Raw genomic sequence first — 26878 nt, 5'->3', positions numbered from 1 at the left:
ACTGGTCTCGAAGTTAACTCATGGTCGCCACGTTGACCAATAGCCTTCCTTCGCCCCTTCGATTGATGTTAACTATCGAAGGGGCGAGCGCTCATCGCGCCATCAGCGGGCAGCGGCCCGGCTGGCCTGCAGGGTTCGGGTCAACAAGGCCCGCAGGGCAGCGGGACGTACCGGCTTGAGCAACAGGTGGTAACCCGCGCGCTTGACCGTTTCGGCGACTTCCTCGGTACGGTCGGCGGTGATCACGATGCCAGGGACGTTGCCGTTCAGACGCTCGGCAAGCGCCTCCATGGCCATCAGGCCGGTGACTTCGTTGTCGAGATGGTAGTCGGCCAGGATGGCATCGGGATCGGCATCTAGATGGCGCAGTACCGACTTGGCACCACCGATGGAGGTGGCCGTGAAGACTTCGCAGCCCCAGCCGGTGAGCATCGCCTTCATCCCCTCCAGGATCAGCGTCTCGTTGTCGATGCACAGGATGCGCGTGCCGGCCAGCTTGTTGCCGGCACGGCGTGTCTTGCTCTTCTCCTCGGCAACTTCCTGGCTGCGGGCCTCCACCACCGGCACGCTGACCGCGAAGACGGTACCGGCGCCTTCCTCGGAGCGCACGCGGATGGGATGGTCGAGCACCCGGCTCATGCGCTCGGCGATGGAAAGCCCCAGGCCGAGCCCCTTTTCACCTTCCTTGTGGCGCGATGCCTGGTCGAGGCGACGAAACTCCTGGAAGATCTCGGCCTGTTTGGCCTCAGGGATGCCCGGGCCGCTGTCCCAGACTTCGATGGATAGCCGCTCTCCCTGACGACGACAGCCCAGCAGCACGCGGCCTTCCTGGGTGTAGCGGATGGCGTTGGAGAGGAAGTTCTGCACGATGCGTCTCAGCATCTGGGCATCGCTGTCGACCCAGGCGCGGCTGGGCACGACGACCAGGTCGAGGCCGCGCTCCTCGGCCATGACGTCGAACTCAGCGCGCAGCGGCCGGAAGATGTCTGCCAGGGCGAAATGGCTGCGTCGGGGGGTCAGGGCGCCGGCGTCGAGCTTGGAGATATCGAGCAGGGTGCCGAGCAGCTCCTCGGCGGCCTGCAGGGAATTGTCGATATGGCCGATGGTGCGCTTCATGTCGTCGGCATCCATCTCCTGGGTGAGGGCCGAGGTGAACAGGCGCGCAGCATTGAGGGGCTGCAGCAGGTCATGACTGGCCGCGGCGAGGAAGCGGGTCTTGGAGGCGTTGGCGTCCTCGGCCACCTGCTTGGCCTGGCGCAATGCCTGCTCGGCCTCGGCACGGACCCGGTTTTCCTGGCGCAGGGCGGCATTGGCCTCGGAGAGCGCCTGGGTGCGCTCGCGGACGCGTTCCTCCAGGGTTTCGTTGGTCTCCTTGAGGGCGATCTCGGCGCGGCGGCGCTCGGTGATGTCCTGATAGAGGGCAAAGAAGCCGAGGATGGCGCCGCTGTCGCCGAAGTGCGGCGTATAGGTAACCAGCATGTAGCGAATGCCTTCGGGCAACTGCAGCGAGACTTCGAAATTGACGCGTTCGCCGGCGAGGGCGCGATCGATCCAGGGCGCGCGCTCCCTGGCCATGTCCTCGGGAATCACCGCTTGCAGGGGCTTGCCGATGACCTCGTTGCGATCGATCTCGAAGGCTTGCTCATAGGCTCGGTTGGTGAAGAGGTAGCGGCAGTCCTTGTCGAAATAGGCAATCAGCGCCGGCACATTGTCGGTATAGATGCGGATGTTGTTTTCCGAGCGGATCAGCGCTTCCTCGGTGCGCTTCTGCTGGGTGATGTCCTGATAGGTGTAGACGAATCCACCACCTGGCATGGGATTGCCCTGCACCTCCAGGACGCTGCCGTCCTGGCGATAGCGCACGTAGCGGTGGGGCTGGCCCTCGCGGATGTTGTCGAGCAGCAGCTTGACGTGTTCCTCGGGGTCGCCGGGGCCGTATTCGCCGTTGTGGGCGTTGTAGAGGAAGATGCGATCGATCGGCGCGCCGACCCGTATCAGGTGATCGGGAAAGCGGAACAGTTCCAGATAGCGCTGATTCCACACCACCAGGCGCAGGTTCTGGTCGACCACGCTGATGCCCTGGTTGATGTTCTCGATGGTCGCCTGGAGCAGGGCGCGGTTGAACTCCAGTACCTGGGAGGCCTCGTCGACGATGGAGATCACATCCGAGATACCGATGCCTCGGCCCTGCAGCGCCGAATTGACCACGATACGGGCCGAGGACGCGCCCAGCACCGAGGCCAGAAAGCGCTCGGTGAACTGGATGACATCGATGGAAGCGCGGGTATTGTCCTCCAGCGGCTTGCCGATGCGGCGGGCATAGTCGTCGAAGGCCCGGCTGACCTGGCCGGCACCCAGGAAGCGTTCACACAGGACCTTGAGGTCGCCCACCGTGGTGGCGCCGGTCCAGGGGCGGTTCACCGAGGTCTGACGGGTCTCGACGCTGTCGACGAACAGCGAGGCCTGGATGCGCTCGACCACGCGCTGCGGGGTCATCTGGGAAACGAAGATGTAGGCGACCAGATTGACGCCCAACGACAGCATCACGCCATGGGTGAAACTGTCGCCCACATTGAGTCCGAACAGGGCGGTGGGCGAGAGCCAGCCGATGTTCAGCGGACCGCCTTGCAGCCAGGTCTCGGGAAGCACGCCGGCCGCGATCAGGTCCGGCATCAGCAGGCAGTAGGCCCAGATCGCAAAGCCGGCGTTCATGCCCACGATCACGCCCAGGCGATTGCCGCGCTTCCAGTAGAGGCCACCGATCAGAGCCGGGGCGAACTGGGCGGCGGCGGCGAAGGACAGCATGCCGATGGCGGCCAGGGAGCTGAAGTCACCGAGCAACTGGTAGGCACCGTAGGCCAGCGCCAGGATCACGCCGATGGTGATGCGCCGTGCACGCAGCACCAGACGGCCGTAGTCGCGGGCCTTGGTGTCGAACCAGCGAAGACGGAACAGGGCGGGGATGACGATCTCGTTGGAGATCATGATCGACACCGCTACCGCGGCGACGATCACCATGCCGGTGGAGGCCGAGAAGCCGCCGATGAAGGTCAGCAGGGTGAGCCATTCGCTGCCGGCAGCCATGGGCAGTGCCAGCACATAGGTATCGGGCGGCACATCGGTATCGGCGAAGATGGTCAGGCCGGCGGCCGCCAGAGGCAGCACGAAGAAGCCGAAGGCCACCAGGTAGAGCGGGAACAGCCAGCGGGCCTTGGCGGCATCGTCGCGATGGGTGTTCTCCACCACCGCGACATGGAACTGGCGCGGCAGGCAGAGGATGGCCAGCATGGCCAGCAGCGTTTGTGCCCAGAACCCCTGGCCGAAGTCCTGCTGGGCAAGCTGGCGTTGCAGCTCGAGCTGGATATCGGCGAAGGCCAGCAGGTCGCCGAGGCCATCGAACATGCCCCAGGTCACGTAGGCGCCCAGCGTCAGGAAGGCCACCAGCTTGATCAGCGACTCGAAGGCCACGGCATGGATCAGGCCTTCATGATGTTCGGTGGCATCGGTATGGCGGGTGCCGAAGAGAATGGCGAAGGCCGCCATCACCAGGGCCACATAGAAGGCGGTATCGCCGAACAGCGGCGCGCGGGTGATGTCCGCCTCCGAGGTCAGCACGCTGAAGGAGGTGGAGACGGCCTTCAGCTGCAGCACGATGTAGGGCAGGGTGCCGATCAAGGCTACCAGGCTGGCGAAGGCGGCCAGGGACTGGGTCTTGCCGTAGCGCGAGGCGATGAAGTCGGCGATCGAGGTCACGTTCTGATGCTTGGCGACCCTGATCATCTTGGCCAGCACCGGCCAGAACAGCAGCAGGGTGAGAATGGGCCCGACGAAGATGCTGGCGAAGGACCAACCCGAGGTGGCAGCCTGGCCCACGGCGCCATGGAAGGTCCAGGAGGTGCAGTAGATGGCCAGCGCCAGGCTGTAGACGATCGGACGGCGTCGTGTGGCGCCCCGTGACCTGGCCAGGCGGTCGCCGCGCCAGGCAATGGCGAACAGGACGGCGACATACAGCAGTGAAACGACGATCAGTAGCCAGCCAGCGAACATGCGCATCTCCCTTACTTGATGCGGCCATTCTAGCAGCCTGGCGGGCAGTCAAACGCCCCTGTTGACGGTCGACATAGGGTAGCGAGTCGCAGGGGAGGCATGGCGACGGGAAAATGGGCGAGAGAGCGACTCGTGGGTGCCCCTCAATTCGCTTGGCAGATCTCCTGGTAGAGCGGATCCGAGCCCGTCAGACGGCGCAGCTCGTCGATCTGCGGCTGGCGTTGTTCCTCACCGAGCGGGACCAGTTCGTGGCTGTCGCAGTTCAATAGCTGGGCCTGATGGATCACGCGTTCGGAGGCGCCGGAGGTGAAGCGGTAGAGAATGAATTCCACCAGTCGCTGTCCGTCCGCCGTGGTGACGACGCGATCGTCGCGATCCACCACCGTGAAGGCCGTGGTCATTGGCAGCAGGTAGGTCCAGGGACGCCAGAAGGCCGGCTCCTGGGTGGTGGAGATGATCTGGGCAGAATCGGGCAGTTGCTGGCGCTTATGGTCGAACCAGCCGTATTCGTGCTGGATCTGGTAGCCGAGCATGCCGAGGCCGGCGCATACGGGGACGATCCAGCGCGGCAGCCGTTTGCCGCTCAGAGTGCGCAGCAGCAGTCCGAGACCTGCCGCGCCGAGGCCGGCGAAGATCGCCGCGATCAAATGCCAAATCATGTCGGGCTTCCTGACGACCATCGGGCTTCCCGAAGGAAGCCCGATGCAAGGGTTGTGGCCGGCGCCGCGGACGACGCCGAGGTGGGATTATGACCTAGTGGCCGGTGGCGGTGCCAGCGCCCTTGGGATAGCGCACGCTCTCGACGAGCTCCTGGATTTCCTGAGGCGGTTCTGCGGTCATCCGGGAGATGGTGAAGGCCACCGCGAAGTTGATGATGGCACCCACGGCCCCGATGGACAGCGGCGAGATGCCCAGCACCCAGTGTTCCGCCGTATCCGGCAGGTTGTTGGTGCCGGGGATGAAGAACCAGCCCTTGTAGATGAAGATGTACACCAGGGTGAAGATCAGGCCGGTCAGCATGCCGGTGATGGCGCCTGTATTGTTCACCCGCTTGGAGAAGATCCCCATCATCAGTGCCGGGAACAGCGAGGCGGCGGCGATGCCAAAGGCCAGTGCCACGACCTGTGCCGCGAAGCCCGGAGGATTGGCCCCCAGATAGGTAGCCACGATGATGGCGACGGACATCGAGATGCGGGCCGCCATCAACTCGCCCTTCTCGCTGATGCGTGGATTGATGGCCCCCTTGATCAAGTCGTGACTGATTGCCGAGGAAATGGCCAGCAACAGTCCCGCGGCTGTCGACAGTGCCGCCGCCAGGCCGCCCGCCGCGATCAGGCCGATCACCCAGCCGGGCAGGTTGGCGATCTCGGGATTGGCCAGGACCAGAATGTCATTGTTGACCGACAGCTCGTTGCCTTCCCAGCCGCGCTGTTCGGCGGTCGACGCGAAGTCCTCGCTGTCGTTGTAGAGCTGGATGCGGCCGTCGTTGTTCTTGTCTTCGTACTGAATCAGCCCGGTTTCTTCCCAGGTGCGGATCCAGCCGGGGCGATCCTCGTAGAGAATCGGATCGGCGGTGGCCTGCTCGACGTTCTCGACCTGGCCGGCCATCTCGGGATAGACCGTGGTGGCGATGTTGAGACGTGCCATGGAGGCCACGGCAGGGGCGGTCAGGTAGAGCAGAGCGATGAACACCAGGGCCCAGCCGGCCGACCAGCGGGCATCAGCCACCTTGGGCACGGTGAAGAAGCGGATGATGACGTGAGGCAGGCCGGCGGTGCCGATCATCAGCGAGAGCGTGAACAGCACCATGTTGAGCTTGTTGTCCACGTCTGCCGTGTACTCGTTGAAGCCCAGGGCGGTGACCACCTCGTTGAGCTTGGCCAGCAGAGGAACGCCGGATTCGCTGTGGTCGGAGAACAGCCCGAGCGGTGGGATGGGATTGTCGGTCAGCTCCAGCGAGATGAAGACTGCCGGGATGGTGTAGGCGATGATCAGCACGATGTACTGGGCCACCTGGGTGTAGGTGATGCCCTTCATGCCCCCCAGTACCGAATAGAAGAAGATCACCACGGCAGCGATCAACAGGCCGGTCGTGGCATCCACCTCGAGAAAGCGCGAGAAGGCCACGCCCGCACCGGCCATCTGGCCGATGACGTAGGTCACCGAGGCCACGATCAGACAGACCACCGCGACCATGCGGGCCGGCTTGCTGTAGAAGCGGTCGCCGATGAACTCCGGGACAGTGAACTTGCCGAACTTGCGCAGGTAGGGCGCCAGCAGGGTCGCCAGCAAGACATAGCCGCCGGTCCAGCCCATCAGGAACGTCGAGTTGGCGTAGCCACCGGCGGCGATCAGGCCCGCCATGGAGATGAAGGAAGCCGCCGACATCCAGTCAGCGCCGATGGCCATGCCGTTGGTGATGGGGTGGACACCGCCACCGGCCACATAGAAGTCCTTGGTCGACCCGACCTTGGCCCAGATGGCAATGCCGATGTACAAGGCAAAGGAGGCGCCCACGAAGAGGACGTTGATGGCAAATTGACTCATGTGGGTTACTCCTCGAGTCCGAACTGTTTATCCAGTCGGTTCATCTTCCAGGCATAGAAGAAGATGATGCCGATGAAGGTCAGTATCGAACCCTGCTGGGCGAACCAGAAGCCAAGGTCGGTACCGCCGATGGCGATGCCGGCCAGTAGAGGCCTCAGCAGGATGGCGCAGCCGTAGGACACCAGGGCCCAGACGACCAGGCATCCGGCGATCAGCCGGATGTTGGCCGCCCAGTAGGCTTCGGCGTTGGATTTTTTGTCTGCCATTGTGTTGCTCTCCGTTTGTTGTCGAGGTCGGAAAGTTGCACCTGAAGGGAGCAGTGATGAGGCGAAGTCATCATCCACTGTGTCACGAGTAATGCTGGTCAATAATGTGAAAAAAGAAAGCCCATACTTTGGTATCAATGAGCGGCAAGTATTTTTGTGTATCTATGGTTTCTTTTTTTAATCAGTGGATTATGAGTGTTTTGAAGGTTTTTCGGATATAGTCCTTAAGTCGATATGGGACCATGGTATAGCGGCCAAGAAGGTAGTGGAGAGAGAGGAAAGTCGTACAGCATGACACGATGGTATTACGCCATCGTCTCCATGACTCAGTGTCGTACGACTTCGGCATATAGAACCATGGTATGGATTCTTGCCATTGGTGTGGCTTTGTTAGTCTGATGTCGGGGACTGTCCCCGGGTGGATGCTTTCGTTCGATGATGGATGCATCAATGGTGAATGCACGACCCCGTCTTGCCGAAGAAGATGTCAGAGAGACGCTGGGTGATGACCACGCCACGAGGCCCTCGTCATGGTCGATGTCGATCTTTCCCAACCGCCGTTCAGCTTGCTCGATGAGGACGGCCGCAAGCGGGTAAGCGGAAGCCTCGACCTGGTCTATTTCGACCTGGGAGAGATCATTCTCGATGCCGGTCAGCCGGGAGAGAGCGTCTTTCTGATCCACAAGGGCGAGGTCGCCGAACTGGATGTTTCCCGCTCTGGTGAACTGGAACGCATCGGCCATTACACTGCCGGTGACCTGTTCGGTGCGATCAGCATCCTGCGTGGGCAGAGCCGGTATCGATTTCGGGCCGAACAAGAGAGTCTCTGCTACCTGTTGCCCAAGTCGGAATTCCTGGCGTTGTGCGATGACTACCCCGCCTTTGCCGAGTGCTTTCGTCGCAACCTGGCGCACAAGACGCGCTTGCTGGCCGCCCAGCGTGCTTCGGGGGGAAGCCTCATGGCTGGTGCCATGCTGGCGCGTTCCAGGGAGTGCATGCGCCGGCCACATCACCTGACGAAAGCGGCGACCATCACCGAAGCGGTGGCCACGTTGGATGCACGTCGGGTCGATAGCCTACTGGTCGATGGCGAGAACGGCGTGGGAATGGTGACCAAGACCGACCTGCTCAATGCCCTGGTGCTGGAGAAGTGGCCGCAGGATGCGCCGGTGCGCTCCATCGCCAACTTTTCGCTGATCACGGTGCGACCGGACCAGTATCTGTTCGAGGCGCTGGTCGCGATGACTCGCCACCGTGTCGAGCGAGTCGTGGTGATGGAAGATGACGTCCCTGTCGGCGTGGTGGAATTGACCGATGCGCTAAGCCATTTTTCCAGCCGCAGTCATGTGGTCAGCCTGCAGGTGGAACAGGCTGATGACCTGGCGTCGTTGTCGGCGGCCAGCCGGCTGATGCCCGACCTGGTCAGAGGACTGATGGCCCAGGGGGCCAAGCCGCGTTTCGTCATGGGGCTGTTGTCGGCGCTGAATGGGCGGATCATCGGCAAGACGTGGGACTTCCTCGTCGACGAGCGCTATCACGGCGCGACGTGCTTGATGGTCATGGGCAGCGAGGGGCGTGGCGAACAGATTCTCAAGACCGACCAGGACAATGGCCTGATCCTGGAGGAGAACCTCGCCTGGCCGGAGCGCGAGGCCTGTATGCGTGCCTTCAGCGATGCGCTTCTCGAATTGGGCTATCCGCCCTGTCCGGGCGACATCATGGTGTCCAACCCGCAATGGGTTGGAGGGGAGACGCAATGGCGAGAGCGTATCGATACCTGGGCACGGCGTTGCGATGCGGACTCGCTGATGAATCTGGCCATCCTGCTCGATGCCCGGGCCATGGCGGGCAATCCGGCGTTGCTGGCGCGCTTGCGCGAGTCTCTCTTTGAGCGTTGCGCCGGCGACGAGATCCTGCTGTCGCACTTCGCGCGCCCGGTCTTGCGCTTTTCGACGCCGCTGACATTGTTCGGCTCGTTGAAAAAGCCGCAACACGGCATCGACATCAAGAAAGGCGGGATCTTTCCGGTCGTGCATGGCGTCAGGGTCATGGCCCTGGAGCGCAACATCACGGTGACCTCGACCCTGGAGCGGCTCGATGCCCTGGTGGCCGATGGCCGGCTGGAGGCTCGCTTCGCCGAAGACCTGGGCGAGGCGCTGTCACTGTTCACCGAGTTGCGCCTGAAGCAACAACTCGAGCGCCTTGATGGCAAGGAAGGCGAGCCGGACCGCGTAGTGGTTCAGGAGCTGTCGTCGCTGGAACGTGATCTGTTGCGCGAAGCGCTGCACATCGTCAAGGACTTCAAGCAACGGCTGTCCCATCGCTATCACCTCGAATATGGCTGAGGGATGACGGTGGCCGAACACGACAGGGAATGTAGAGCGACCGGGAGGGAAGCAGCATGTTCAAGGCCTTGAGACGCGCAGCCGATCGCCGGCGCCATGCCGATGGTCGATATGGCTGGCTCTTTCAGCCGTATACCGGCGACGAGATGGTCGCCGTGGCCTGCCGAGCCACCGAGCCTGACAGCGGCCATGGCGAGCCGGTGGCGATCGCCGCCGTGCGCCTGCAGGGAGACCGGGTCTTGACCAGCGAATCGCTCGACCTGCATGTGCGTCGACCGGAGGGGCTCACGGCCGAGTCCGTTCGTCGACACGGGTTGCGCGGCGTCGACCTGGATGAAGGGGAGGCGTTGGGAGTCGCCCTGGAGCAGCTTCTCGATTTCGTCGGCAATCGTCCTCTGGTGGGATGGCACCTGGAGGACGAGCTGGCCATGCTGAATCGCGGCTTGCGGCCGCGCTTCGGCTTCGATCTGCCCAATGCGGCGATCGATGTGGCGCATCTCTTCCAGCGGCGCCAGCGCTATCGGCATCCTCAGCTCGAGGGGCGACCGCGCTTCGAGGAAGCTGCCGAGCGGCTCGACGTGCCGATGATGGGGCGCCACAGTGCACTGGGCGATGCGGTGACCACGGCCTTGATGTATCTGCGTCTGGCACGTGATGACGCCGCACGGCGTCGGAGCAGCTGAGGGACGCTTCGCCTGTGCTGGTCGGAATGGTAGGATGAGCGCCCCGAATTCCGTAGATGCCCTGGCAGCGCCGTGACCATGCAAGATGCCGTGATGTTCGACTCTCATACCGACCGGAACCCCCGTGACGGCGGCGTTCACAACGCCGCCAAGGCCAAGCGCGAGTTCAACAAGCTGCAGAAGCGCCTGCGACGCCAGGTCGGCAACGCCATCATCGACTACGACATGATCCGCGAGGGCGACAAGGTGATGGTCTGCCTGTCCGGTGGCAAGGACAGCTACACCATGCTCGAGATCCTGCGCAACCTGCAGCGCAACGCCCCGGTCGACTTCTCGCTGGTGGCGGTCAATCTCGACCAGAAGCAGCCCGGCTTCCCCGAGCACGTGCTGCCCGAGTACCTGGAAGGCATCGGCGTCGATTATCACATTCTCGAGCGCGACACCTACTCGGTGGTCAAGGAGAAGACGCCTGAGGGCAAGACCACCTGCTCGCTGTGCTCGCGGCTGCGTCGTGGCTCGCTGTATGGCTATGCCGAGGAGATCGGCGCCAACAAGATCGCCCTAGGGCACCATCGTGAGGATATCCTGGAGACGCTGTTTCTCAACATGTTCTTCGGCGGCAGCCTGAAGTCGATGCCGCCCAAGCTGCTCTCCGACGATGGCAAGAACATCGTCATCCGCCCGCTGGCCTATTGCCGTGAGTCGGATATCGCCGAGTTCTCCCGGCGCATGGAATTCCCCATCATTCCCTGCAACCTGTGCGGTTCCCAGCCCAATCTTCAGCGCCAGGTGGTCAAGGAAATGCTGGCCGACTGGGAAGCCCGGCATCCCGGGCGCCTGGAGAGCATGTTCAAGGCGGTCACCAATGTGGCGCCGTCGCAGCTTGCCGACCGTGAGCTCTTCGACTTTGCCGGACTCGAGGAGAAGCAGGCTCGAATGCAGGCCTCGCGTATCGACTTCACCGAGCTTTGATGGCTTTCAAGAACGCGACTGCATCGCTTTAAGGAAGAAGAACGGCGCTGCGTGCCTTTGAGAGGGCAGAATCCCCTTGGCGTCCCAACCCCTGGGGCCTAGCCTGTCTTCTCTCTTCTCTCTTCTTAGTGCCCCGAATGCCCATCCATCGGGTTCTGCTCCATTTGGTCATGATTCATTTGATCATGGTTCATAGGGTCGTGATCCATTGTGCCCATGGACAGTACTCCCCAGAGTTGCCATAGGGCGAAGGCGATGATGGCCAGTGCCGCCAGGGTACGGGTAGCGGGATGGCGGATCAGCGCTCCCAACTGACGGGCGACCAGGCCGGTCGCCAGCAGGGCTGGCAGGGTGCCCAGGCCGAAGGCGCCCATCAGCAGGATGCCCTGGATGGGATCGGCAGTCGCCAGGCTCCAGGCCAGCATCGAGTAGACGAGGCCGCAGGGAAGCCAGCCCCATACGGCACCCAGTGCCACGGCCTGGGGCAGTTTCACCACCGGCATCAAGCGCTTGCCCATGGGCTCCAGGTGGCGCCAAAGATGTCGCCCGAGGGCTTCGAGGCGCAGCAAGCCCTTCCACCAGTTGGCAATGTAAAGCGCCATCAGGATCAGCATCACGGCGGCCAGCACCTGGAGTGCCAGGCGGGCGCCGGGTGCGATCTCGATCATGGTGCCGAGCAGGGCGATCAGGCCGCCTGCACACATGTAGCTGGTGATACGGCCCAGGTTGTAGCCCAGCAGTAGGCCGGCCAGGCGCGTTGGCTGGCGCATGCTGGGGGGGACGGCAAATGTCAGGGCACTCATGATGCCACCGCACATGCCGATGCAGTGGGCGCCTCCCAGCAGTCCGAAGACGAAGGCGGCCGCCAGGGGCGGGAGTTCCAGTCCGGTCGGATTCATGCGCCATTCTCCCGGTCTTGAGAAGGCCCGGTGGCATCGTCCTGCTGTCGGTGAACGGGGCGTGGCGCGGGCGGGTCATCCTCATCGAACAGGATGCGGTAGGCGGGCCCTTCCAGGTCGTCGAACTGGTCGTTGTTCACTGCCCAGAAGAAGGCCCAGACGGCCAGGCCGAGCAGGACGAGCGACAGTGGAATCAGGAGGTAGAGAACGCTCATGACGACACCGGGGTGATCAAGTGGCGAAAGCTCCCGGGGCGAGCCAGGCGCAGGGCGTTGCCCACCACCACCAGCGAGCTGAGGGACATGCCGATGGCGGCGAGCCAGGGAGGCACCAGGCCGCAGGCTGCCAGTGGCAGTGCCAGCAGATTATAGAACAAGGCCCAGCCGAGATTCTGTCGAATGACGCGCTGGGTGGCGCGGGCGATCCCGATCGCGTCAGCGACGCGCTGCAGTCGGGGTGTGAGCAGGATCACATCGGCCCGGGTGCGGGCCAGGTCGGTGGCGCCGTTCATGGCGAAGGCTACATCGGCACCGGCCAGTATCGGCACGTCATTGACGCCATCACCCACCATGGCGACGCGCTCGCCGCGTGCCTGGTGGTGGCGGAGTCGGGCCAGTTTGTCCTCCGGGCTCATCGCAGCCTGCCAGTCGTCGATGCCCAGCTGCTCGGCCAGGGCGCGAACCCGGGGCTCGGCGTCGCCGGAAAGCAGTTCCACCTCGATGCCGGCCAGACGCAACGTCGCCAGGGTGGTGTCGGCATCATCGCGTAGACGGTCCTCCAGGGCGAACCAGGCACGGGGGCGATCATTCTCGGCGAGCAACAGCCAGTGTCCGTCGTCGGGTGGTGCTGGCGCCGGGGAGGCGGCGAAGTCGGGGCGGCCTAGCCGCCAGCGGGTTCCCGCGATGCGGCCTTCGAGTCCGGCACCGGCCTGGCGGGTGACGTCATCGGCGACCACATCGGGCTGGCGGTACGGGTGGAAGGCGCGGGCAATGGGATGCTCCGAATGTGACTCGAGGGCCGCGGCGATGGCGCAAAGGTATCGCGGATCATCGTCCTCGAGGGTGCGGGTGTCGATGAGGCGCATCTCGCCGGTGGTCAGAGTGCCGGTCTTGTCGAAGATTACCCGGTCGATACCGTCCAGCGCTTCCAGGGCATCGGCGCGGGTCAGCAGGGCGCCGCGCCGATGCAGTCGGCCGTGGGCGGCGGTGAGCGCGGTGGGCGTGGCCAACGCCAGGGCGCAGGGGCAGGTGACGACCAGCACCGAAAGCGTGACCCAGAAGGCTCGGTCAGGGGCGATGAACCACCAGGCCAGGGCCACGACAGCGGCGATCAGCAGTACCTGGAGCACGAAGTGATGGGCCAGGCGCGCGCTCTTGAGCGCGATGCGTGGCCGGCTGGCGAAGGCTCGGTCGGTAAGGTCGAGAATGCCGGCGACCCGGGTGTCGCGACCGGCGTGGGTGATCCTCAGGGTCAGCGGGCTTTCGATATTCTGGCTGCCACCGGTGACAGCGTCGCCGACGCACCGTGCCACCGGTTGCGTTTCGCCGGTCAGGGTCGATTCGTCGAGGCTGGAGGCACCGCTTTCGATCACGCCATCGGCGGGCACGACGTGTCCCGGCTTGACCAGTACCCGGTCGCCGGCGCGCAGTTCGCTGGCAGGGAGAAGGCGCGATTGGCCGTCGTCGTCGAGGCGTGTCGCCGAGACTGGCAGCAGTTCGGCCAGGGCATTGCCGGCGGCGCCGCCCCGGCGTCGTGCGCGGGCCTCGAGATGGCGTCCGAACAGCAGGAAGAAGGTGAACATGCTCACCGAGTCGAAATAGACCTCGCCCTGGCCGCTGACGACCGCCCAGGCGCTGGCCAGGTAGGCCGAGCCGATGGCCAGGGACACCGGAACATCCATGCCTAGGGAGCGGGCGCGCAGGTCGCGCCAGGCCTGCTGGAAGAAGGGCTGGGCCGCGTACAGCACCACCGGCGTGGTCAGCGCCAAGGCCAGCCAGTGAAAGAGGCGGTCGAAGTCGGCGTCGAGCCCGGCATCGCCCGCCAGATAGAAGGGCAGGGAGAACATCAGGGCCTGCATCATGCCCAGGGCGGCCACGATCAATCGGCGCATCTGCCGGTGAGACTCGCGTTGCAGGCGCTGCTGGGCCTCGTCCGGTTCAAAGGGGCGGGAGGGATAGCCGATAGCCGCGAGTTCGGCGAGCAGGCGTGAGAGGGCAATGCGGTGTGGTTCCCATTCCAGGCGCAGGCGGTGGTGAGTGAGATCGACGGCACTGCCGATGACGCCTTCGAGGGCGTTGAGTCGGTGCTCGATCAGCCAGGCGCAGGCCGCACAGGTGATGCCATCCACTGCCAGGGTCGTGTGGGCGCTGCTGTCGTCGCCTTGCACGAAGCGGGATTGAAGACCGGGATCGTCGAACAATGACCACTGCTCGGCGTGGATGTCATGCCGTTGCCGGGGGCGTTCGGGCAGGGCGGTTCGGAAGCGGTAGTAGCTTGCCAGGCCGCCATCGACGATGGCATGGGCCACGGCCTCGCAGCCGGGACAGCAGAGCCGGTAGCGACATTCGCCGATCTCGAGTGACCAGGGCGCATGCTCGGGAACCGGCTCGCCGCAGTGATAGCAGGTCCGGGCGTCCTCCACGAGGGTCTCGGCGCTGTCCGCCATGGCTCAGATACCCGGCGTCAGGGCAATGCTGCCCTCGTGGGGGAAGCGGGCCTCGCCGGTGAGGCGCCAGGCGGCGTCGTCGCCGGGCGTCGGCTGCAGGTGCAGATACCAGCGATAGCGCAAGGGGGCATCGAGGGTGCCGACGTAGCGCCCCTGCTGGACGCGTTGCAATGTCAGGTGGCGGTCGCGGCCATGTTCGGTGGGGAAGATCCAGGCCAGATGCAATTGCTCGGGACGTCGCTGGCCTTGCAGGTCGACGATCACGTCACCGGTGAGGGCATCGACACGCAGTTGAGCCGCCAGGCCCAGTTGGCCGGCCCTTTCCTGTTTGGCGAGCTGTTCGTTGATCGCCAGGCCGCGTCGATAATAGTCCTGTGCCACGGTGCCGTCGAAATAGCGGATCGAGGCGACCAGGTAGACCATGCTGAAGGTCACCGAGGAGGCCAGCAGGGCGATGATGAACCAGGGCCAGAACTGCTTGTACCAGGGCGTCACGGGAGGCGAGGTCGTGTGCATCAGGGAGTTCCTCCCAGAAAGCGGCTGTCGTGGACCAGCGAGATGTCGGCATCGAGCGCCTCGAGGCGCCACTGGATGTCATGGCTGGGCCGGTGAATGGCGTTGCGATCGACGCTGGCCTCGACCACCAGCTGGCGGGACTGACCGGCGGGGACGGCGAGTCGCCGTCTGTCCAGACGCAGTCCGTCAAGCCCCGAGGCGGAGAGACGATAGCGGTGATCGACGTTGTCCAGGTTGCGTACGGTCAGGGTATAGACGTTGGCGATATTGCCCTGGGAGGTCATCCGGAACAGGTGTTGACGGTCTCGCTCCACGTCGAGGTCGAGCGGCGTGCGGTCGGCGAGGTTCCCGGCGAACAGGGCGAGCATCGCCAGCAGTGCCACCAGGTAGCCGAGCAGGCGCGGCCGGCCCATTCGTGTCGGCTTGCCGGCCAGGGCGTTTTCGGTGGTGTAACGGATCAGGCCGCGAGGCCGACCGAGTCGGTCCATCACGCCGTCGCAGGCATCGATGCAGGCCGCGCAGTCGATGCAGGCATGCTGCAGGCCCTCGCGAATATCGATGCCGGTGGGACATACCTGAACGCAGAGCCCGCAGTCGACGCAGTCGCCCGGCTCCGTGGCCTGGGTGCCGGTTTCCCGGCGGCGGGGTGCACGCGGCTCGCCACGGCCGGCGTCGTAGGAGACGGTCAGGGTGTCGCGGTCGAACATTACGGCCTGGAACCGCGCGTAGGGGCACATGTGCAGGCAGACCTGTTCACGCAACCAGCCGGCATTGAGGTAGGTGAACGAGGCAATCAGGGCGAGCCAGAAATACGCCCAGCCGCTGGCTTCCAGGTATGGCAGGGCCATGACCAGATCGCGGATCGGTGTGAAGTAGCCGATGAAGGTAAGGCCGGTGGCCAGCGCGATGGCGAGCCAGAGGGCGTGCTTGAGCCCCTTGCGGCATGCCGTGTCGACATCCAGGGGGCGTCGGTCGCGCTTGAGGCGTCGGTGGCGAGGGCCTTCGAGCCGGTGCTCGACCCAGATGAACCACCAGGTCCAGACGCTCTGCGGGCAGGCATAACCGCACCACAGGCGGCCGGCGAGCACGGTGACGAAGAATAGGGCGAAGGCGGCGATGATCAGCAGCCATGAGAGCAGCATGAACTCCTGTGGATAGAAGGTCATGGTGAAGAGGTGAAAGGCGCGGCCGGGCAGGTCGAACCAGATCGCCGGTCGCCCGTCGAGCGAGACCCAGGGAAGCGCAAAGAACGCTGACACCAGCAGTGTGTCGAGGCCGCGCCGCCAGCGCTGGAAGCGCCCCCGGACCTCGCGCACCTGGATGTGTCGGCGAGGCTCGTAGAGCGAATGACCGAGCTCCGTGACGGGGATTCGGTCGTCGGCTTCGCGATATGCAATGTCCTGGGTCATGCCATCCTCCCGCCTCGGCGGCGCCTTGATGACGTCTCAGTCGACGCTTTCCGGGGCTTGGCGACTCAACTGGTAGACGTAGGCGGCCACCAGGTGAACCTTGTCCTCGCCGAGATAATCGACCTGCGCTGGCATCTGCCCGTTGCGCCCGTTGCGCAGGGTCTCGAGCACTGCGGCTTCGAGCGACTGGTCGGCTCCCTGGTAGAGCCAGGCGTCGTCGGTCAGGTTCGGTGCGCCCATCATCGGATTGCCGGTCCCGTCCGGCTGGTGGCAGCTGGCGCACATGGCGGTGAAGACCTCGCGTCCCTTTTCCGCCCGCGCCGGGTCGGTGGCCTTGCCCGACAGCGACAGCACGTGCTGGGTGACGTCGACGAGCGTCTCTTCGCCCAGGTGCTCCCAGGCTGGCATGGCACCGCTGCGACCCTGGGTGATGGAGGTGACGATGTCTTGCGGTGAGCCGCCGTAGAGCCAGGCATCGTCGCTGAGGTCGGGAAAGCCGTTGCCACCTCGGGCATTGCTGCCGTGACAGATGGCGCAGTTGTTGAGAAAAAGCCGTTCACCCACCTGCATGGCCTCGGCATCATTCGCCAGCTCGGCGATGGGGCGTTCGGCGTAGCTGGCGAAGATCGGTGCGTAGCGGGCCTCGGCCTGCTGCATCTCGCTGTCCCACTGGGCTTCCTGGCTCCAGCCCAGCAGGCCGGCGAAGTTGCCGAGCCCTGGGTAGAGGGCCAGGTAGCCGAGAGCGAAGAGCACCGTGCCGACATAGAGCTTGAACCACCAACGCGGCAGGGGGTTGTCATATTCCTCGATGCCATCGGCGGCATGGTCGGTGGTGGCCACATGGCCCTCGGCATCGGGCTGCTTGTCGGTCTTGCGGTTGGCGAACAGCAGCCAGGCGCTGAGCGCGATGGTGCCCAGCGTGATGACGATGATCCAGGCGCTCCAGAAGCCGGAAAGGTCGTTGCTCCAAAGCGAATTCATGCCTTCCTGCCTCCCTTGTCGTGTCGGTTCTCGGCCGCTCGCTCGGGCGGTGTGTCATGCTCTACGATGGGGTCATCGGCGAAGGGCAGTCGGGCCGCTTCGTCGAACTCCGCCCGGCGGCCTTTCGAGTAAGCCCAGATCGTGAGCCCGATGAAGGCGACAATCAGCAGGATGATGATGATGCCGTTCAGCGTTCCGGTATCCATGATCAGCGCTTGTCCTCGAGCACGGTGCCAAGTTGTTGCAGATAAGCCACCAGGGCGGTGATCTCGCTCTTGCCCTCGACCGCTTCCCGGGCGCTGGCGATCTGCTCGTCGTCGTAGGGCACCCCGAGTGACTGGAGGGCACGCATCTTGTCGCCGATATGGTCGCCATCGAGGGTGTTGTCGAATAGCCAGGGGTAGGCGGGCATCACCGAGCCCGGCACCACGTCACGCGGGTTGTAGAGGTGTGCACGGTGCCAGTCGTCGCTGTAGCGCCCACCGACCCGGGCCAGGTCGGGGCCGGTACGCTTGGAGCCCCACAGGAAGTTGTATTCGTAGACGGACTCGCCGGCCACGCTGTAGTGCCCGTAGCGCTCCGTCTCGGCCCGGAAGGGACGCACCATCTGCGAGTGGCAGCCGACACAGCCCTCGCGTCGATAGATGTCGCGACCGGCCAGCTCCAGCGGGGAGAGCGGCTCGAGGCCCTCGACGGGTTCGGTGGTCTGCTTCTGAAAGAACAGCGGCACGATTTCCGCCAGGCCGCCGAAGCTGATGACAACCAGGATCAGTACGGCGAGCAGGCCGACGTTCTTTTCGACGATCTCGTGTCTCATGGGATTCTCCGTCGGCTCAGGCGGTCTGCGGCAGGGGACGTTCGGCACCGGTCGGTTGACGGCGCAGGGTCATGGCGACGTTGTAGGCCATGAGCAGCATGCCGATGACCCAGAACATGCCGCCGATCATGCGGACTGCATAGCCCGGACCGCTGGCCTCGACGGACTCCATGAAGCTGTACATCAAGGTTCCGTCGTCGTTGACCGCGCGCCACATCAGGCCCTGGAGTATGCCGTTGACCCACATGGCAGCGATGTAGAGCACCGTGCCGATGGTCGAAAGCCAGAAGTGCACGGCGATCAAGCGCACCGAATGCATCCGGGTCTCGCCGACCAGACGAGGAACCATGTGATACATCGAGCCGATGGTGATCATCGCGACCCACCCAAGCGCGCCGGAGTGCACATGGCCGATGGTCCAGTCGGTGTAGTGGGAGAGGGCATTGACGGTCTTCACGGCCATCATCGGCCCTTCGAAGGTCGACATGCCGTAGAAGGAAAGGGCCACCACCAAAAAGCGCAGGGTGGGGTCGGTGCGCAGTTTGTGCCAGGCACCGGAGAGGGTCATCATGCCGTTGATCATGCCGCCCCAGGAGGGGGCCAGCAGGATGATCGACAGCACCATGCCGAGCGACTGTGTCCAGTTGGGCAGGGCGGTGTAGTGCAGGTGGTGCGGGCCGGCCCACATGTAGACCATGATCAGCGCCCAGAAGTGCACGATCGACAATCGGTAGGAGTAGACCGGTCGTTCGGCCTGCTTGGGCACGAAGTAGTACATCATGCCCAGGAAGCCGGCGGTCAGGAAAAACCCTACGGCGTTGTGGCCGTACCACCATTGGGTCATGGCGTCGATGGCGCCTGGGTAGATCGAGATCGAGTACATCGCGGAGACGGGAATGGCCGCGTTGTTGACGATGTGCAGCACCGCCACGGTGAGAATGAAGGCGGCGAAGAACCAGTTGGCCACGTAGATATGCGAGGTCTGGCGTCGCTTGATGGTGCCCAGAAAGACGATGGCGTAGACGATCCACACCACGGCGAGCAGCAGGTTGATCGGCCACTCGAGCTCGGCGTATTCCTTGGTCGTGGTGTAGCCCATCGGCAGGGTGATCAAGGCCGAGAGGATCACTGCCTGCCAGCCCCAGAAGGTGAAGGCCGCGAGCCGGTCGGACCAGAGCCGGGCCTGGCAGGTGCGCTGCACCACGTAGTAGGACGTCGCGAACAGCGCCGATCCGCCGAAGGCAAAGATCACCAGGTTGGTGTGGAGAGGGCGCAGGCGGCCGAAGCTCGTCCAGGGCAGGCCGAGGTTGAGTTGCGGCCACACCAGTTGCGAGGCGATGACAAGGCCGCAGGACATGCCCACGATGCCCCAGATCACCGTCATGACCGCGAACTGTCGGACCACCTTGTAGTTGTAGGTCGGGTGCTCGAATGCGTTGTTCATGCGGGTTTCCATCCAACTCCAGTCTGTCGACGTGTCGGTCAGCCTCGCCTGTCTCTTGGCATGCCGATTCGCAGGAGTCTAGCCGAGTCGATCCATCAAATGAATACATTTATATAATCATTTGGTACACAATATAGGCAATGCAGTGTCAACAGAAAGTATGAGAAGCATCGACAGTCTCGATGTCGACGAGCTGAGCCAAGCGCTCGAACAGGGCGCGGGATGCGTCGAGGGTCCCGAAGCACTCGGCCCGCTCCAGGTGCAGGGCGAGTGCCGGACAGGGTGCCTGCTGCTGGCGCATGGCGCCGGTGCCGGACAGGATTCCCCCTTTCTGGTCGAGCTTCGGCGTGCCCTGGCCGATGCCGGGGTACAGACCCTGGCCATCGAGTTCGAGTACCTGCGTCGCATGCGCCGCGAGGGACGGCGCCGGCCGCCGCCCCGCATCGAGCGGCTGGTCGAGGAACTGGCGAGGTGGCAGGAGGCTCTGTCGCCCCATCTGGAAACGCCGCTGTGGCTGGGCGGCAAGTCCATGGGTGGGCGCGTGGCCAGCATGCTGGCGGCTCGGGACGGGGCGGCTGGCCTGGCGCTGTGCGGTTATCCTTTTCATCCGCCGCGTCGTCCGGAGCGACGGCGGCTCGACCATTGGCCGGCATTGCGGTGCCCGACCTTGGTGATGCAGGGAGAGCGTGATCCCTTCGGTACCCGGGAAGAAGTCGACGGCTATGACCTGCCCGATGTCGCTGAGGTGCACTGGCTGAAGGATGGCGAGCACGACTGGCGACCACGGCGTGCCTCGGGCCTGACCCAGAGCGAATTGATCCGCGAGGGCGCGCGCGGCATTGCCGCCTTCATGGCGCGCCACGCATGACGAGCTTCTCGTCGTGCGCGACATGAATCGGGGCTCCCGCTGGAGCCGGTGTCTCGCGCCTGCCAGTGCTTCCAAGTAGATGATAGAGGCGGGATTCTCCACGGGCGTCAGTCGGGGAGAGGCGAAAAAAACGCGTTGACAATGAGCGCCGTCCCTGTAGAATGCAGCGCCACGTGACCGGGGGTGGTTAGCTCAGCTGGGAGAGCACCAGCCTTACAAGCTGGGGGTCACAGGTTCGATCCCTGTACCACCCACCATGACGAAGTCATGCCCGATCATGTCGCAGGTAGCGAAAGCGGACCGGTAGTTCAGTTGGTTAGAATGCCGGCCTGTCACGCCGGAGGTCGCGGGTTCGAGTCCCGTCCGGTCCGCCATCCATCCTGTGTCGCCAGTCGTCTTGTGGACCGGTAGTTCAGTTGGTTAGAATGCCGGCCTGTCACGCCGGAGGTCGCGGGTTCGAGTCCCGTCCGGTCCGCCACGATGACAAGCGAAACAATCCAGGCAGTAAACGCGTGGGCGGTTAGCTCAGTTGGTTAGAGCACCAGCCTCACATGCTGGGGGTCACTGGTTCGAGTCCAGTACCGCCCACCACGCGGACCGGTAGTTCAGTTGGTTAGAATGCCGGCCTGTCACGCCGGAGGTCGCGGGTTCGAGTCCCGTCCGGTCCGCCATCTGCTCACGAATTCCAGGCCCGAGTCGAAAGACTCGGGCCTTTCGCGTGCGTGAGTGTCGAGATCGACTATCCTCCTTGGGCGAATGCCCGGGCTTTGCGGAACCCGAGCGACTATCATACAGTTGTTTGAATTTCCGTTGCCCGACCATGAGGACTCGACCGTGACCGCATATCCGCATCTGTTTCGCCCCATCACGCTCGGACACCTGACCCTGCCCAATCGCGTGCTGATGGGCTCGATGCATACCAACCTGGAAGAAGCGCCGAATGGTTTCGAGCGCCTGGCTGCCTTTTATGCCGAGCGGGCCAGAGAGGGCGTGGGGCTGATCGTCACCGGCGGCATCGCGCCGAACCCTCAAGGCGCGGTCTTCCAGGGCGCGGCGACTCTGGAGCGGCCCGAGCAGGTGGCCGACCATCGCAAGGTGACCGACGCCGTGCATGCCGAACAAGGTCGGATCTGTCTGCAGATCCTGCATGCCGGGCGTTATGCCTATACGTCCGAGCCGGTGGCGCCTTCGCCGATTCAGGCGCCGATCAATCCGTCGACACCGCGCGAGCTGAGTCGTGACGAGGTTGCCTCGACCATCGACGACTATGTGCGCTGCGCCAGCCTGGCGCGTGAAGCAGGCTATGACGGTGTCGAGGTGATGGGCTCAGAAGGCTATCTCATCAATCAGTTCATCTGCCGGCGCACCAATCGGCGCGAGGATGAATGGGGCGGTGATCTCGCAAACCGCATTCGCTTTCCGGTAGAAATCGTACGGCGCATACGTGCCGAGCTGGGCGATGACTTTCTCATCGTCTTCCGGTTGTCGATGATCGATCTGGTCGAAGAAGGCAGTACCTCCGAGGACGTGGTGGCGCTGGGACGCGCCGTGGAGGAAGCCGGGGCGGATGTCGTCAATACCGGCATCGGCTGGCACGAGGCGCGGGTGCCGACCATCGTCACCAGTGTGCCGCGAGCGGCGTTCAGCGAGGTGACTCGCCGCATGCGTGATGCGCTGTCGATTCCGTTGATCACCACCAATCGCATCAACATGCCCGAGGTGGCCGAGCGGGTGCTCGCCGAGGGGCAGGCCGATATGGTTTCCATGGCGCGGCCCTTCCTGGCGGATCCGGCCTGGATCGCCAAGGCCCGTGACGGTCGGAGCGAGGAGATCAACACCTGCATCGCCTGCAACCAGGCCTGCCTGGATCACACCTTTCAGGGCAAGCTGACGTCCTGTCTGGTCAATCCCCAGGCCTGCCACGAGACCGAGCTGGTCATCGAGCCGGCCGGAGAGGCGAGGTCCGTCGCTGTGGTGGGAGGCGGCCCGGCCGGGCTGGCGGCCGCCGTGACGGCTGCCCGGCGGGGCCATGCGGTGACGCTGTTCGAGCGTCAGTCCGAGCTGGGCGGCCAGTTCAACTATGCTCGGCGGATTCCCGGCAAAGAGGAGTTCGATGAAACCCTGCGTTACTTCCGGGTAATGCTGGATCGCCATCAGGTGAGCGTGCGCCTCGGCATGGCGCCCAGCGTGCATGACCTGAGGGCCTTCGATGAGGTGGTGCTGGCCACCGGTGTGCGGCCCCGACGTCTGGACTTGCCCGGCATCGATCATCCCAAGGTGATGTCCTACCCGGCGGCCATCGTGCACGCCGAGCGCGTCGGGCCGCGTGTGGCCATCATCGGCGCGGGAGGGATCGGCTTCGATGTGGCGGAACTGCTGACCCATGCCGGGCATCCTGCCCTGGATGTCGAGGCCTGGTGCGAAGAGTGGGGGGTCGATCTGACGGTGTCGACGCCGGGTGGGCTGCGCGAGCCGCGTCGGCCGACGGTGCCGCGCCGCGTCACGTTGCTGCAGCGCAAGACCTCCAAGCCTGGCAAGGGGCTGGGCACCACCACCGGCTGGGTACATCGGGCCTCGCTGCGTCATCGTGGCGTCGAGACGCTGGTCGGGTGTGAGTACGTGGGGGTCGACGACGAGGGCCTGCACATCCGCCAGGACGGCGAGCCGCGCCTGATCGAGGCGGATACCGTGGTGGTCTGTGCCGGTCAGGAGTCGGTGCGCGACGATCTCGAGGCGTTGCGTGAGGCAGGCGTCTCGGTGCATGTCATCGGCGGTGCTGACAAGGCGGCGGAACTGGACGCCAAGCGGGCCATCGACCAGGGGACTCGGGTGGCCGCCGCGCTCTGAGTGCGAGGCGTCGAATCCATGCGACCATTTTCCACGAACCACAAGGCGGCTTCCGGGTTCATAGGGATATAGGGTGGTGGCAGGAAAGTAGTGGCGAGTAATGTAGTGGCGGAAGAGTCGTGGCAGGCTGCTGCGTTGAAGAATGAAGAATCGTTGTCCGCTAATGCTGTCTACGCTGAAGTTACCGATCCCCGGCAGGTTCGCCGACAGTCATGGCCGGGGCGCCGGGTCTAAAGGAGGCTTCGATGAGCATCTTCGATCATGTGCAGAACCGCTATGCCCGTACCCAGCAGGAGGAGATGAGCCTGCAGGAGTACCTGGAACTCTGTCGGGAGCAGCCTTCGGCCTATGCCAACGCCGCCGAGCGCATACTGGAGGCCATCGGCGAGCCCGAGGTGATCGACACGGCCAAGGATCCGAGGCTGGCGCGGATCTTCTCGAACAAGGTGATCCGCCGCTACCCCGCCTTCGAGGAGTTCTACGGCATGGAAGAGGCCATCGAGCAGATCGTTGCCTACTTCCGGCATGCCGCTCAGGGCCTTGAGGAGCGCAAGCAGATTCTCTACCTGTTGGGGCCGGTCGGTGGTGGCAAGTCGTCGCTCGCCGAGCGTCTCAAGCTCCTGATGGAGCGGGTGCCCTTCTATGCGCTCAAGGGATCGCCGGTGCAGGAATCGCCGCTCGGCCTGTTCTCCCCCGAAGAGGATGGTGAGCTGCTGGAGAAGGAATACGGCATTCCCCGGCGTTGCCTGAAGAGCGTGATGTCGCCCTGGGCGGCCAAGCGTCTCCAGGAATTCGGCGGCGATCTCTCCCAGTTCCGGGTCGTGCGCCTTTACCCGTCGCGGCTCAACCAGATCGCCATCTCCAAGACCGAGCCGGGCGACGAGAACAATCAGGACATTTCCTCGCTGGTCGGCAAGGTCGACATCCGTCAACTGGAGCTCTACTCCCAGGACGACCCCGATGCCTACAGCTTCTCGGGCGGGCTGTGCAAGGCCAACCAGGGGCTGATGGAATTCGTCGAGATGTTCAAGGCGCCGATCAAGGTGCTGCATCCGCTGCTCACTGCCACCCAGGAGGCCAACTACAACCCCACCGAAGGCATGGGGGCGATTCCCTTCGATGGCATCATCCTGGCGCATTCCAACGAGAGCGAGTGGCAGACCTTCCGCAACAACCGCAACAACGAGGCTTTCCTCGACCGCGTCTACATCGTCAAGGTGCCGTATTGCCTGAGGGTCAGCGAGGAGATCAACATCTACAAGAAGCTGCTTGAGCATTCCTCGCTCAACGAGGCGCCCTGCGCGCCGGATACCCTGCGCATGCTGGCGCAGTTCTCGGTGCTCTCGCGGCTCAAGGAGCCGGAAAACTCCAGCATCTACTCCAAGATGCGTGTCTATGATGGCGAGAACCTCAAGGACACCGATCCCAAGGCCAAGTCGATCCAGGAGTATCGCGACAATGCCGGCGTGGACGAGGGGATGGACGGCCTCTCCACCCGCTTCGCCTTCAAGATCCTGTCCAAGGTGTTCAACTTCGATAACCACGAGGTGGCCGCCAATCCGGTGCATCTGCTCTACGTGCTCGAGCAGCGTCTCGAGCAGGAGCAGCTGCCCCGCGAGACCTTCGAGCGCTACCTGCGCTATATCAAGGAATTCCTGGCGCCGCGCTATGTGGACTTCATCGGCAAGGAGATCCAGACGGCCTATCTGGAGTCGTACTCCGAGTACGGCCAGAACATCTTTGACCGCTATGTCACCTATGCCGACTTCTGGATTCAGGATCAGGAGTATCGTGATCCCGAGACCGGCGAGCTGTTCGATCGCCAGTCCCTCAACGAGGAGCTGGAGAAGATCGAGAAACCGGCCGGGATCTCCAATCCCAAGGATTTCCGTCACGAGGTGGTGAATTTCGTGCTCAGGGCCCGGGCCCAGAACAACGGCATGAACCCGAGCTGGCAGTCCTACGAGAAGCTGCGCGGGGTGATCGAGCACAAGATGTTCGCCAACACCGAGGAGCTGCTGCCGGTGATCTCCTTCAACGCCAAGGCATCGACGGCCGACCAGAAGAAACATGAAGACTTCGTGGCACGCATGGTCGACCGCGGTTACACCGAGAAGCAGGTGCGCTTGCTCTCCGAATGGTATCTGCGGGTGCGCAAGTCGCAGTAGCCCGGGCTGCGGGCGGCGACCTGATGCTACCGGTCAAGCGCGGGGAGGGCGGCCTGGGCCGTCGCTCCCCGTGGTGAGCAGCGCCCAGAGGAGGTCAGCATGACGTATTTCATCGACCGTCGGGCCAATGCCAAGAACAAGAGTGCGGTCAACCGCCAGCGGTTCCTCGATCGTTATCGCGGACACATCAAGCGTTCCGTCGAGGAAGCGGTCAACCGCCGTTCCATCACCGACATGGGACGTGGCGAGAAAGTCTCGATACCGACCCGGGACATTTCCGAGCCGGTGTTCCAGCATGGTCCCGGTGGTCGGCGCACCATCATCGCGCCGGGCAACAAGGAGTTCGTCGAGGGGGACCGGCTGCGTCGCCCCGGTGGCGGCGGCGGTGGAGACGGTGCCGGCGAGGGTGGTGCCTCGAATCAGGGCGAAGGCATGGACGAGTTTGCCTTCACCCTGACCCGTGAGGAGTTCCTGGATTTCGTCTTCGATGGGCTGGAGCTGCCGCACCTGGAGCGCAAGCCGCTGGTCGATCTGGACGAGGTGAAACCGGTGCGCGCCGGCTTGACCCGGGATGGGGTGCCGGCACGCATCAACATCGTGCGCTCCATGCGTGAGGCGCATGCCCGTCGCATCGCCATGCGCGGGCCGATCAAGCGGGCGTTGCGCGAGGCGCGGGAAGCGCTGGAAGCCGAGGAGCGCAAGGACCCGGTGCTGCGCAATCCGGCGCGTATCGACGAACTCAAGGCCGAGATCGAGCGGCTCGAGAAGCGCCTGGAGGCGGTGCCCTTCATCGATACCTATGATCTGCGCTACAACAATGTGATCAATCAGCCCCAGCCGTCCAGCAAGGCGGTGATGTTCTGCGTGATGGATGTCTCCGGGTCGATGACCCAGGCCCACAAGGACATCGCCAAGCGCTTCTTCCTGCTGCTCTACCTCTTTCTTGAGCGCAACTACGAGCGGGTCGAGCTGGTCTTCGTGCGCCACCATACCGCCGCCAAGGAAGTCGACGAGGAGGAGTTCTTCTACTCCCGGGAAACCGGCGGCACCATCGTCTCGAGCGCCCTGACGCTGGTCGACGAGATCATCGAGGCACGCTATCCGCCGAGCCAGTGGAATCTCTACGTGGCCCAGGCCTCCGATGGCGACAACTGGGACGATGACTCCCTGACCTGTCGCGACCTGCTGGTGAATTCGCTGATGCCGAGGCTGCAGTACTTCACCTATGTCGAGATCACGCCCCATGCCCATCAGGCACTGTGGGAGGAATACGAGCGTGTGGAAGCCGAGTATGCCGACCGCTTCGCCATGCGCCAGATCGTCGAGGCCGGCGACATCTACCCGGTGTTCCGCGAGTTGTTCCGGCGTCGCGCCGCCCAGTCCTGAGGCGAGGCCAAGGAGGCA

The 26878-nt window shown here is 64.0% G+C and carries 20 protein-coding genes and 5 tRNA genes; 12 read left to right on the top strand and 13 right to left on the bottom strand.

The window, feature by feature from the left end; all coding sequences use genetic code 11:
- Positions 1 to 102: 102 nt before the first annotated feature.
- The 4 genes from A9O65_RS04460 to A9O65_RS04445 form a co-directional block, all read right to left on the bottom strand.
- Complete coding sequence (locus A9O65_RS04460; protein ID WP_064699449.1) at positions 103 to 4047, bottom strand: hybrid sensor histidine kinase/response regulator; 3945 nt, start codon at positions 4045 to 4047, stop codon at positions 103 to 105.
- 143 nt (positions 4048 to 4190) lie between these two features.
- Positions 4191 to 4706, bottom strand: a complete 516-nt coding sequence (locus tag A9O65_RS04455; RefSeq protein WP_064699448.1) for a hypothetical protein — start codon at positions 4704 to 4706, stop codon at positions 4191 to 4193.
- Positions 4707 to 4800: 94 nt separating this feature from the next.
- Positions 4801 to 6594: a sodium:solute symporter family protein gene (locus tag A9O65_RS04450; RefSeq protein WP_064699447.1), complete on the bottom strand. Its 1794-nt coding sequence runs from the start codon at positions 6592 to 6594 to the stop codon at positions 4801 to 4803.
- Between the two features lie 5 nt (positions 6595 to 6599).
- Positions 6600 to 6860 (bottom strand): DUF4212 domain-containing protein, encoded by a 261-nt coding sequence (locus A9O65_RS04445; protein ID WP_064699446.1) that lies wholly within the window; start codon positions 6858 to 6860, stop codon positions 6600 to 6602.
- A gap of 530 nt (positions 6861 to 7390) precedes the next feature.
- On the opposite strand from A9O65_RS04445, the gene A9O65_RS04440 reads away from it, so the two are divergent.
- The 3 genes from A9O65_RS04440 to ttcA all read left to right on the top strand — a co-directional run bounded on the left by A9O65_RS04440 (position 7391) and on the right by ttcA (position 10860).
- The gene (locus A9O65_RS04440; protein ID WP_064701480.1) at positions 7391 to 9205 is read left to right on the top strand and encodes a putative nucleotidyltransferase substrate binding domain-containing protein; all 1815 of its coding nucleotides are present in this window, start codon (positions 7391 to 7393) and stop codon (positions 9203 to 9205) included.
- A 56-nt stretch (positions 9206 to 9261) separates the two neighbouring features.
- Positions 9262 to 9888: a 3'-5' exonuclease gene (locus tag A9O65_RS04435; protein WP_064701479.1), complete on the top strand. Its 627-nt coding sequence runs from the start codon at positions 9262 to 9264 to the stop codon at positions 9886 to 9888.
- 93 nt (positions 9889 to 9981) lie between these two features.
- Positions 9982 to 10860: a tRNA 2-thiocytidine(32) synthetase TtcA gene (gene ttcA / locus A9O65_RS04430; protein WP_064701478.1), complete on the top strand. Its 879-nt coding sequence runs from the start codon at positions 9982 to 9984 to the stop codon at positions 10858 to 10860.
- 125 nt (positions 10861 to 10985) lie between these two features.
- On the opposite strand, the gene A9O65_RS04425 is transcribed toward ttcA, so the two are convergent.
- The 9 genes from A9O65_RS04425 to ccoN are packed head-to-tail and all read right to left on the bottom strand — an operon-like array spanning position 10986 to position 19591.
- Entirely contained in the window at positions 10986 to 11759 is a 774-nt protein-coding gene (locus A9O65_RS04425) for a sulfite exporter TauE/SafE family protein (protein WP_064699442.1), read from the bottom strand.
- Positions 11756 to 11974 (bottom strand): cbb3-type cytochrome oxidase assembly protein CcoS, encoded by a 219-nt coding sequence (gene ccoS / locus A9O65_RS04420; protein WP_064699441.1) that lies wholly within the window; start codon positions 11972 to 11974, stop codon positions 11756 to 11758. The genes A9O65_RS04425 and ccoS overlap by 4 nt, the downstream gene beginning before the upstream one ends.
- Entirely contained in the window at positions 11971 to 14424 is a 2454-nt protein-coding gene (locus A9O65_RS04415; RefSeq protein ID WP_064701477.1) for a heavy metal translocating P-type ATPase, read from the bottom strand. Before A9O65_RS04415 ends, ccoS begins: the two co-directional genes overlap by 4 nt.
- Before the next feature lie 3 nt (positions 14425 to 14427).
- Complete coding sequence (locus A9O65_RS04410; RefSeq protein WP_064699439.1) at positions 14428 to 14940, bottom strand: FixH family protein; 513 nt, start codon at positions 14938 to 14940, stop codon at positions 14428 to 14430.
- Entirely contained in the window at positions 14940 to 16349 is a 1410-nt protein-coding gene (gene ccoG, locus A9O65_RS04405) for a cytochrome c oxidase accessory protein CcoG (protein ID WP_064701476.1), read from the bottom strand. Before ccoG ends, A9O65_RS04410 begins: the two co-directional genes overlap by 1 nt.
- A gap of 36 nt (positions 16350 to 16385) precedes the next feature.
- Positions 16386 to 17330, bottom strand: coding sequence for a cytochrome-c oxidase, cbb3-type subunit III (ccoP, locus tag A9O65_RS04400; protein ID WP_064701475.1), 945 nt, complete (start codon positions 17328 to 17330; stop codon positions 16386 to 16388).
- Positions 17327 to 17536 (bottom strand): CcoQ/FixQ family Cbb3-type cytochrome c oxidase assembly chaperone, encoded by a 210-nt coding sequence (locus tag A9O65_RS04395; protein ID WP_064699436.1) that lies wholly within the window; start codon positions 17534 to 17536, stop codon positions 17327 to 17329. Before A9O65_RS04395 ends, ccoP begins: the two co-directional genes overlap by 4 nt.
- A gap of 2 nt (positions 17537 to 17538) precedes the next feature.
- Positions 17539 to 18147 (bottom strand): cytochrome-c oxidase, cbb3-type subunit II, encoded by a 609-nt coding sequence (gene ccoO, locus A9O65_RS04390; protein WP_064699435.1) that lies wholly within the window; start codon positions 18145 to 18147, stop codon positions 17539 to 17541.
- A 16-nt stretch (positions 18148 to 18163) separates the two neighbouring features.
- The gene (ccoN, locus tag A9O65_RS04385) at positions 18164 to 19591 is read right to left on the bottom strand and encodes a cytochrome-c oxidase, cbb3-type subunit I (protein WP_064699434.1); all 1428 of its coding nucleotides are present in this window, start codon (positions 19589 to 19591) and stop codon (positions 18164 to 18166) included.
- A 160-nt stretch (positions 19592 to 19751) separates the two neighbouring features.
- On the opposite strand from ccoN, the gene A9O65_RS04380 reads away from it, so the two are divergent.
- From A9O65_RS04380 to A9O65_RS04340, 9 genes are all read left to right on the top strand, one after another.
- Entirely contained in the window at positions 19752 to 20459 is a 708-nt protein-coding gene (locus A9O65_RS04380) for an alpha/beta family hydrolase (RefSeq protein WP_064699433.1), read from the top strand.
- A gap of 181 nt (positions 20460 to 20640) precedes the next feature.
- Positions 20641 to 20716: transfer RNA gene (locus A9O65_RS04375), tRNA-Val, on the top strand.
- 40 nt (positions 20717 to 20756) lie between these two features.
- Positions 20757 to 20833: transfer RNA gene (locus tag A9O65_RS04370), tRNA-Asp, on the top strand.
- Between the two features lie 27 nt (positions 20834 to 20860).
- Positions 20861 to 20937, top strand: a tRNA-Asp gene (locus A9O65_RS04365).
- A 36-nt stretch (positions 20938 to 20973) separates the two neighbouring features.
- Positions 20974 to 21050 (top strand) — tRNA-Val (locus A9O65_RS04360).
- Between the two features lie 3 nt (positions 21051 to 21053).
- Positions 21054 to 21130 (top strand) — tRNA-Asp (locus A9O65_RS04355).
- A 163-nt stretch (positions 21131 to 21293) separates the two neighbouring features.
- Entirely contained in the window at positions 21294 to 23306 is a 2013-nt protein-coding gene (locus A9O65_RS04350; protein WP_064701474.1) for an NADPH-dependent 2,4-dienoyl-CoA reductase, read from the top strand.
- Positions 23307 to 23551: 245 nt separating this feature from the next.
- The gene (locus A9O65_RS04345; protein WP_064699431.1) at positions 23552 to 25474 is read left to right on the top strand and encodes a PrkA family serine protein kinase; all 1923 of its coding nucleotides are present in this window, start codon (positions 23552 to 23554) and stop codon (positions 25472 to 25474) included.
- Positions 25475 to 25573: 99 nt separating this feature from the next.
- Positions 25574 to 26860 (top strand): YeaH/YhbH family protein, encoded by a 1287-nt coding sequence (locus A9O65_RS04340; protein ID WP_064699430.1) that lies wholly within the window; start codon positions 25574 to 25576, stop codon positions 26858 to 26860.
- Positions 26861 to 26878 lie beyond the last annotated feature (18 nt).

This window comes from Halomonas caseinilytica, assembly GCF_001662305.1.
GTDB lineage: Bacteria > Pseudomonadota > Gammaproteobacteria > Pseudomonadales > Halomonadaceae > Halomonas > Halomonas caseinilytica.
The sequence above is the reverse complement of the archived record's forward strand: the minus strand, read 5'-3'. Positions and strand labels throughout refer to the sequence as shown.

What these genes read in the sequence shown, in the direction of transcription:
- A9O65_RS04460 (WP_064699449.1), bottom strand. Translation starts at nt 4,047, where the DNA reads ATGTTCGCTGGCTGGCTACTGATCGTCGTTTCACTGCTGTATGTCGCC.
- A9O65_RS04455 (WP_064699448.1), bottom strand. Translation starts at nt 4,706, where the DNA reads ATGATTTGGCATTTGATCGCGGCGATCTTCGCCGGCCTCGGCGCGGCA.
- A9O65_RS04450 (WP_064699447.1), bottom strand. Translation starts at nt 6,594, where the DNA reads ATGAGTCAATTTGCCATCAACGTCCTCTTCGTGGGCGCCTCCTTTGCC.
- A9O65_RS04445 (WP_064699446.1), bottom strand. Translation starts at nt 6,860, where the DNA reads ATGGCAGACAAAAAATCCAACGCCGAAGCCTACTGGGCGGCCAACATC.
- A9O65_RS04440 (WP_064701480.1), top strand. Translation starts at nt 7,391, where the DNA reads ATGGTCGATGTCGATCTTTCCCAACCGCCGTTCAGCTTGCTCGATGAG.
- A9O65_RS04435 (WP_064701479.1), top strand. Translation starts at nt 9,262, where the DNA reads ATGTTCAAGGCCTTGAGACGCGCAGCCGATCGCCGGCGCCATGCCGAT.
- ttcA (WP_064701478.1), top strand. Translation starts at nt 9,982, where the DNA reads ATGTTCGACTCTCATACCGACCGGAACCCCCGTGACGGCGGCGTTCAC.
- A9O65_RS04425 (WP_064699442.1), bottom strand. Translation starts at nt 11,759, where the DNA reads ATGAATCCGACCGGACTGGAACTCCCGCCCCTGGCGGCCGCCTTCGTC.
- ccoS (WP_064699441.1), bottom strand. Translation starts at nt 11,974, where the DNA reads ATGAGCGTTCTCTACCTCCTGATTCCACTGTCGCTCGTCCTGCTCGGC.
- A9O65_RS04415 (WP_064701477.1), bottom strand. Translation starts at nt 14,424, where the DNA reads ATGGCGGACAGCGCCGAGACCCTCGTGGAGGACGCCCGGACCTGCTAT.
- A9O65_RS04410 (WP_064699439.1), bottom strand. Translation starts at nt 14,940, where the DNA reads ATGCACACGACCTCGCCTCCCGTGACGCCCTGGTACAAGCAGTTCTGG.
- ccoG (WP_064701476.1), bottom strand. Translation starts at nt 16,349, where the DNA reads ATGACCCAGGACATTGCATATCGCGAAGCCGACGACCGAATCCCCGTC.
- ccoP (WP_064701475.1), bottom strand. Translation starts at nt 17,330, where the DNA reads ATGAATTCGCTTTGGAGCAACGACCTTTCCGGCTTCTGGAGCGCCTGG.
- A9O65_RS04395 (WP_064699436.1), bottom strand. Translation starts at nt 17,536, where the DNA reads ATGGATACCGGAACGCTGAACGGCATCATCATCATCCTGCTGATTGTC.
- ccoO (WP_064699435.1), bottom strand. Translation starts at nt 18,147, where the DNA reads ATGAGACACGAGATCGTCGAAAAGAACGTCGGCCTGCTCGCCGTACTG.
- ccoN (WP_064699434.1), bottom strand. Translation starts at nt 19,591, where the DNA reads ATGAACAACGCATTCGAGCACCCGACCTACAACTACAAGGTGGTCCGA.
- A9O65_RS04380 (WP_064699433.1), top strand. Translation starts at nt 19,752, where the DNA reads ATGAGAAGCATCGACAGTCTCGATGTCGACGAGCTGAGCCAAGCGCTC.
- A9O65_RS04345 (WP_064699431.1), top strand. Translation starts at nt 23,552, where the DNA reads ATGAGCATCTTCGATCATGTGCAGAACCGCTATGCCCGTACCCAGCAG.
- A9O65_RS04340 (WP_064699430.1), top strand. Translation starts at nt 25,574, where the DNA reads ATGACGTATTTCATCGACCGTCGGGCCAATGCCAAGAACAAGAGTGCG.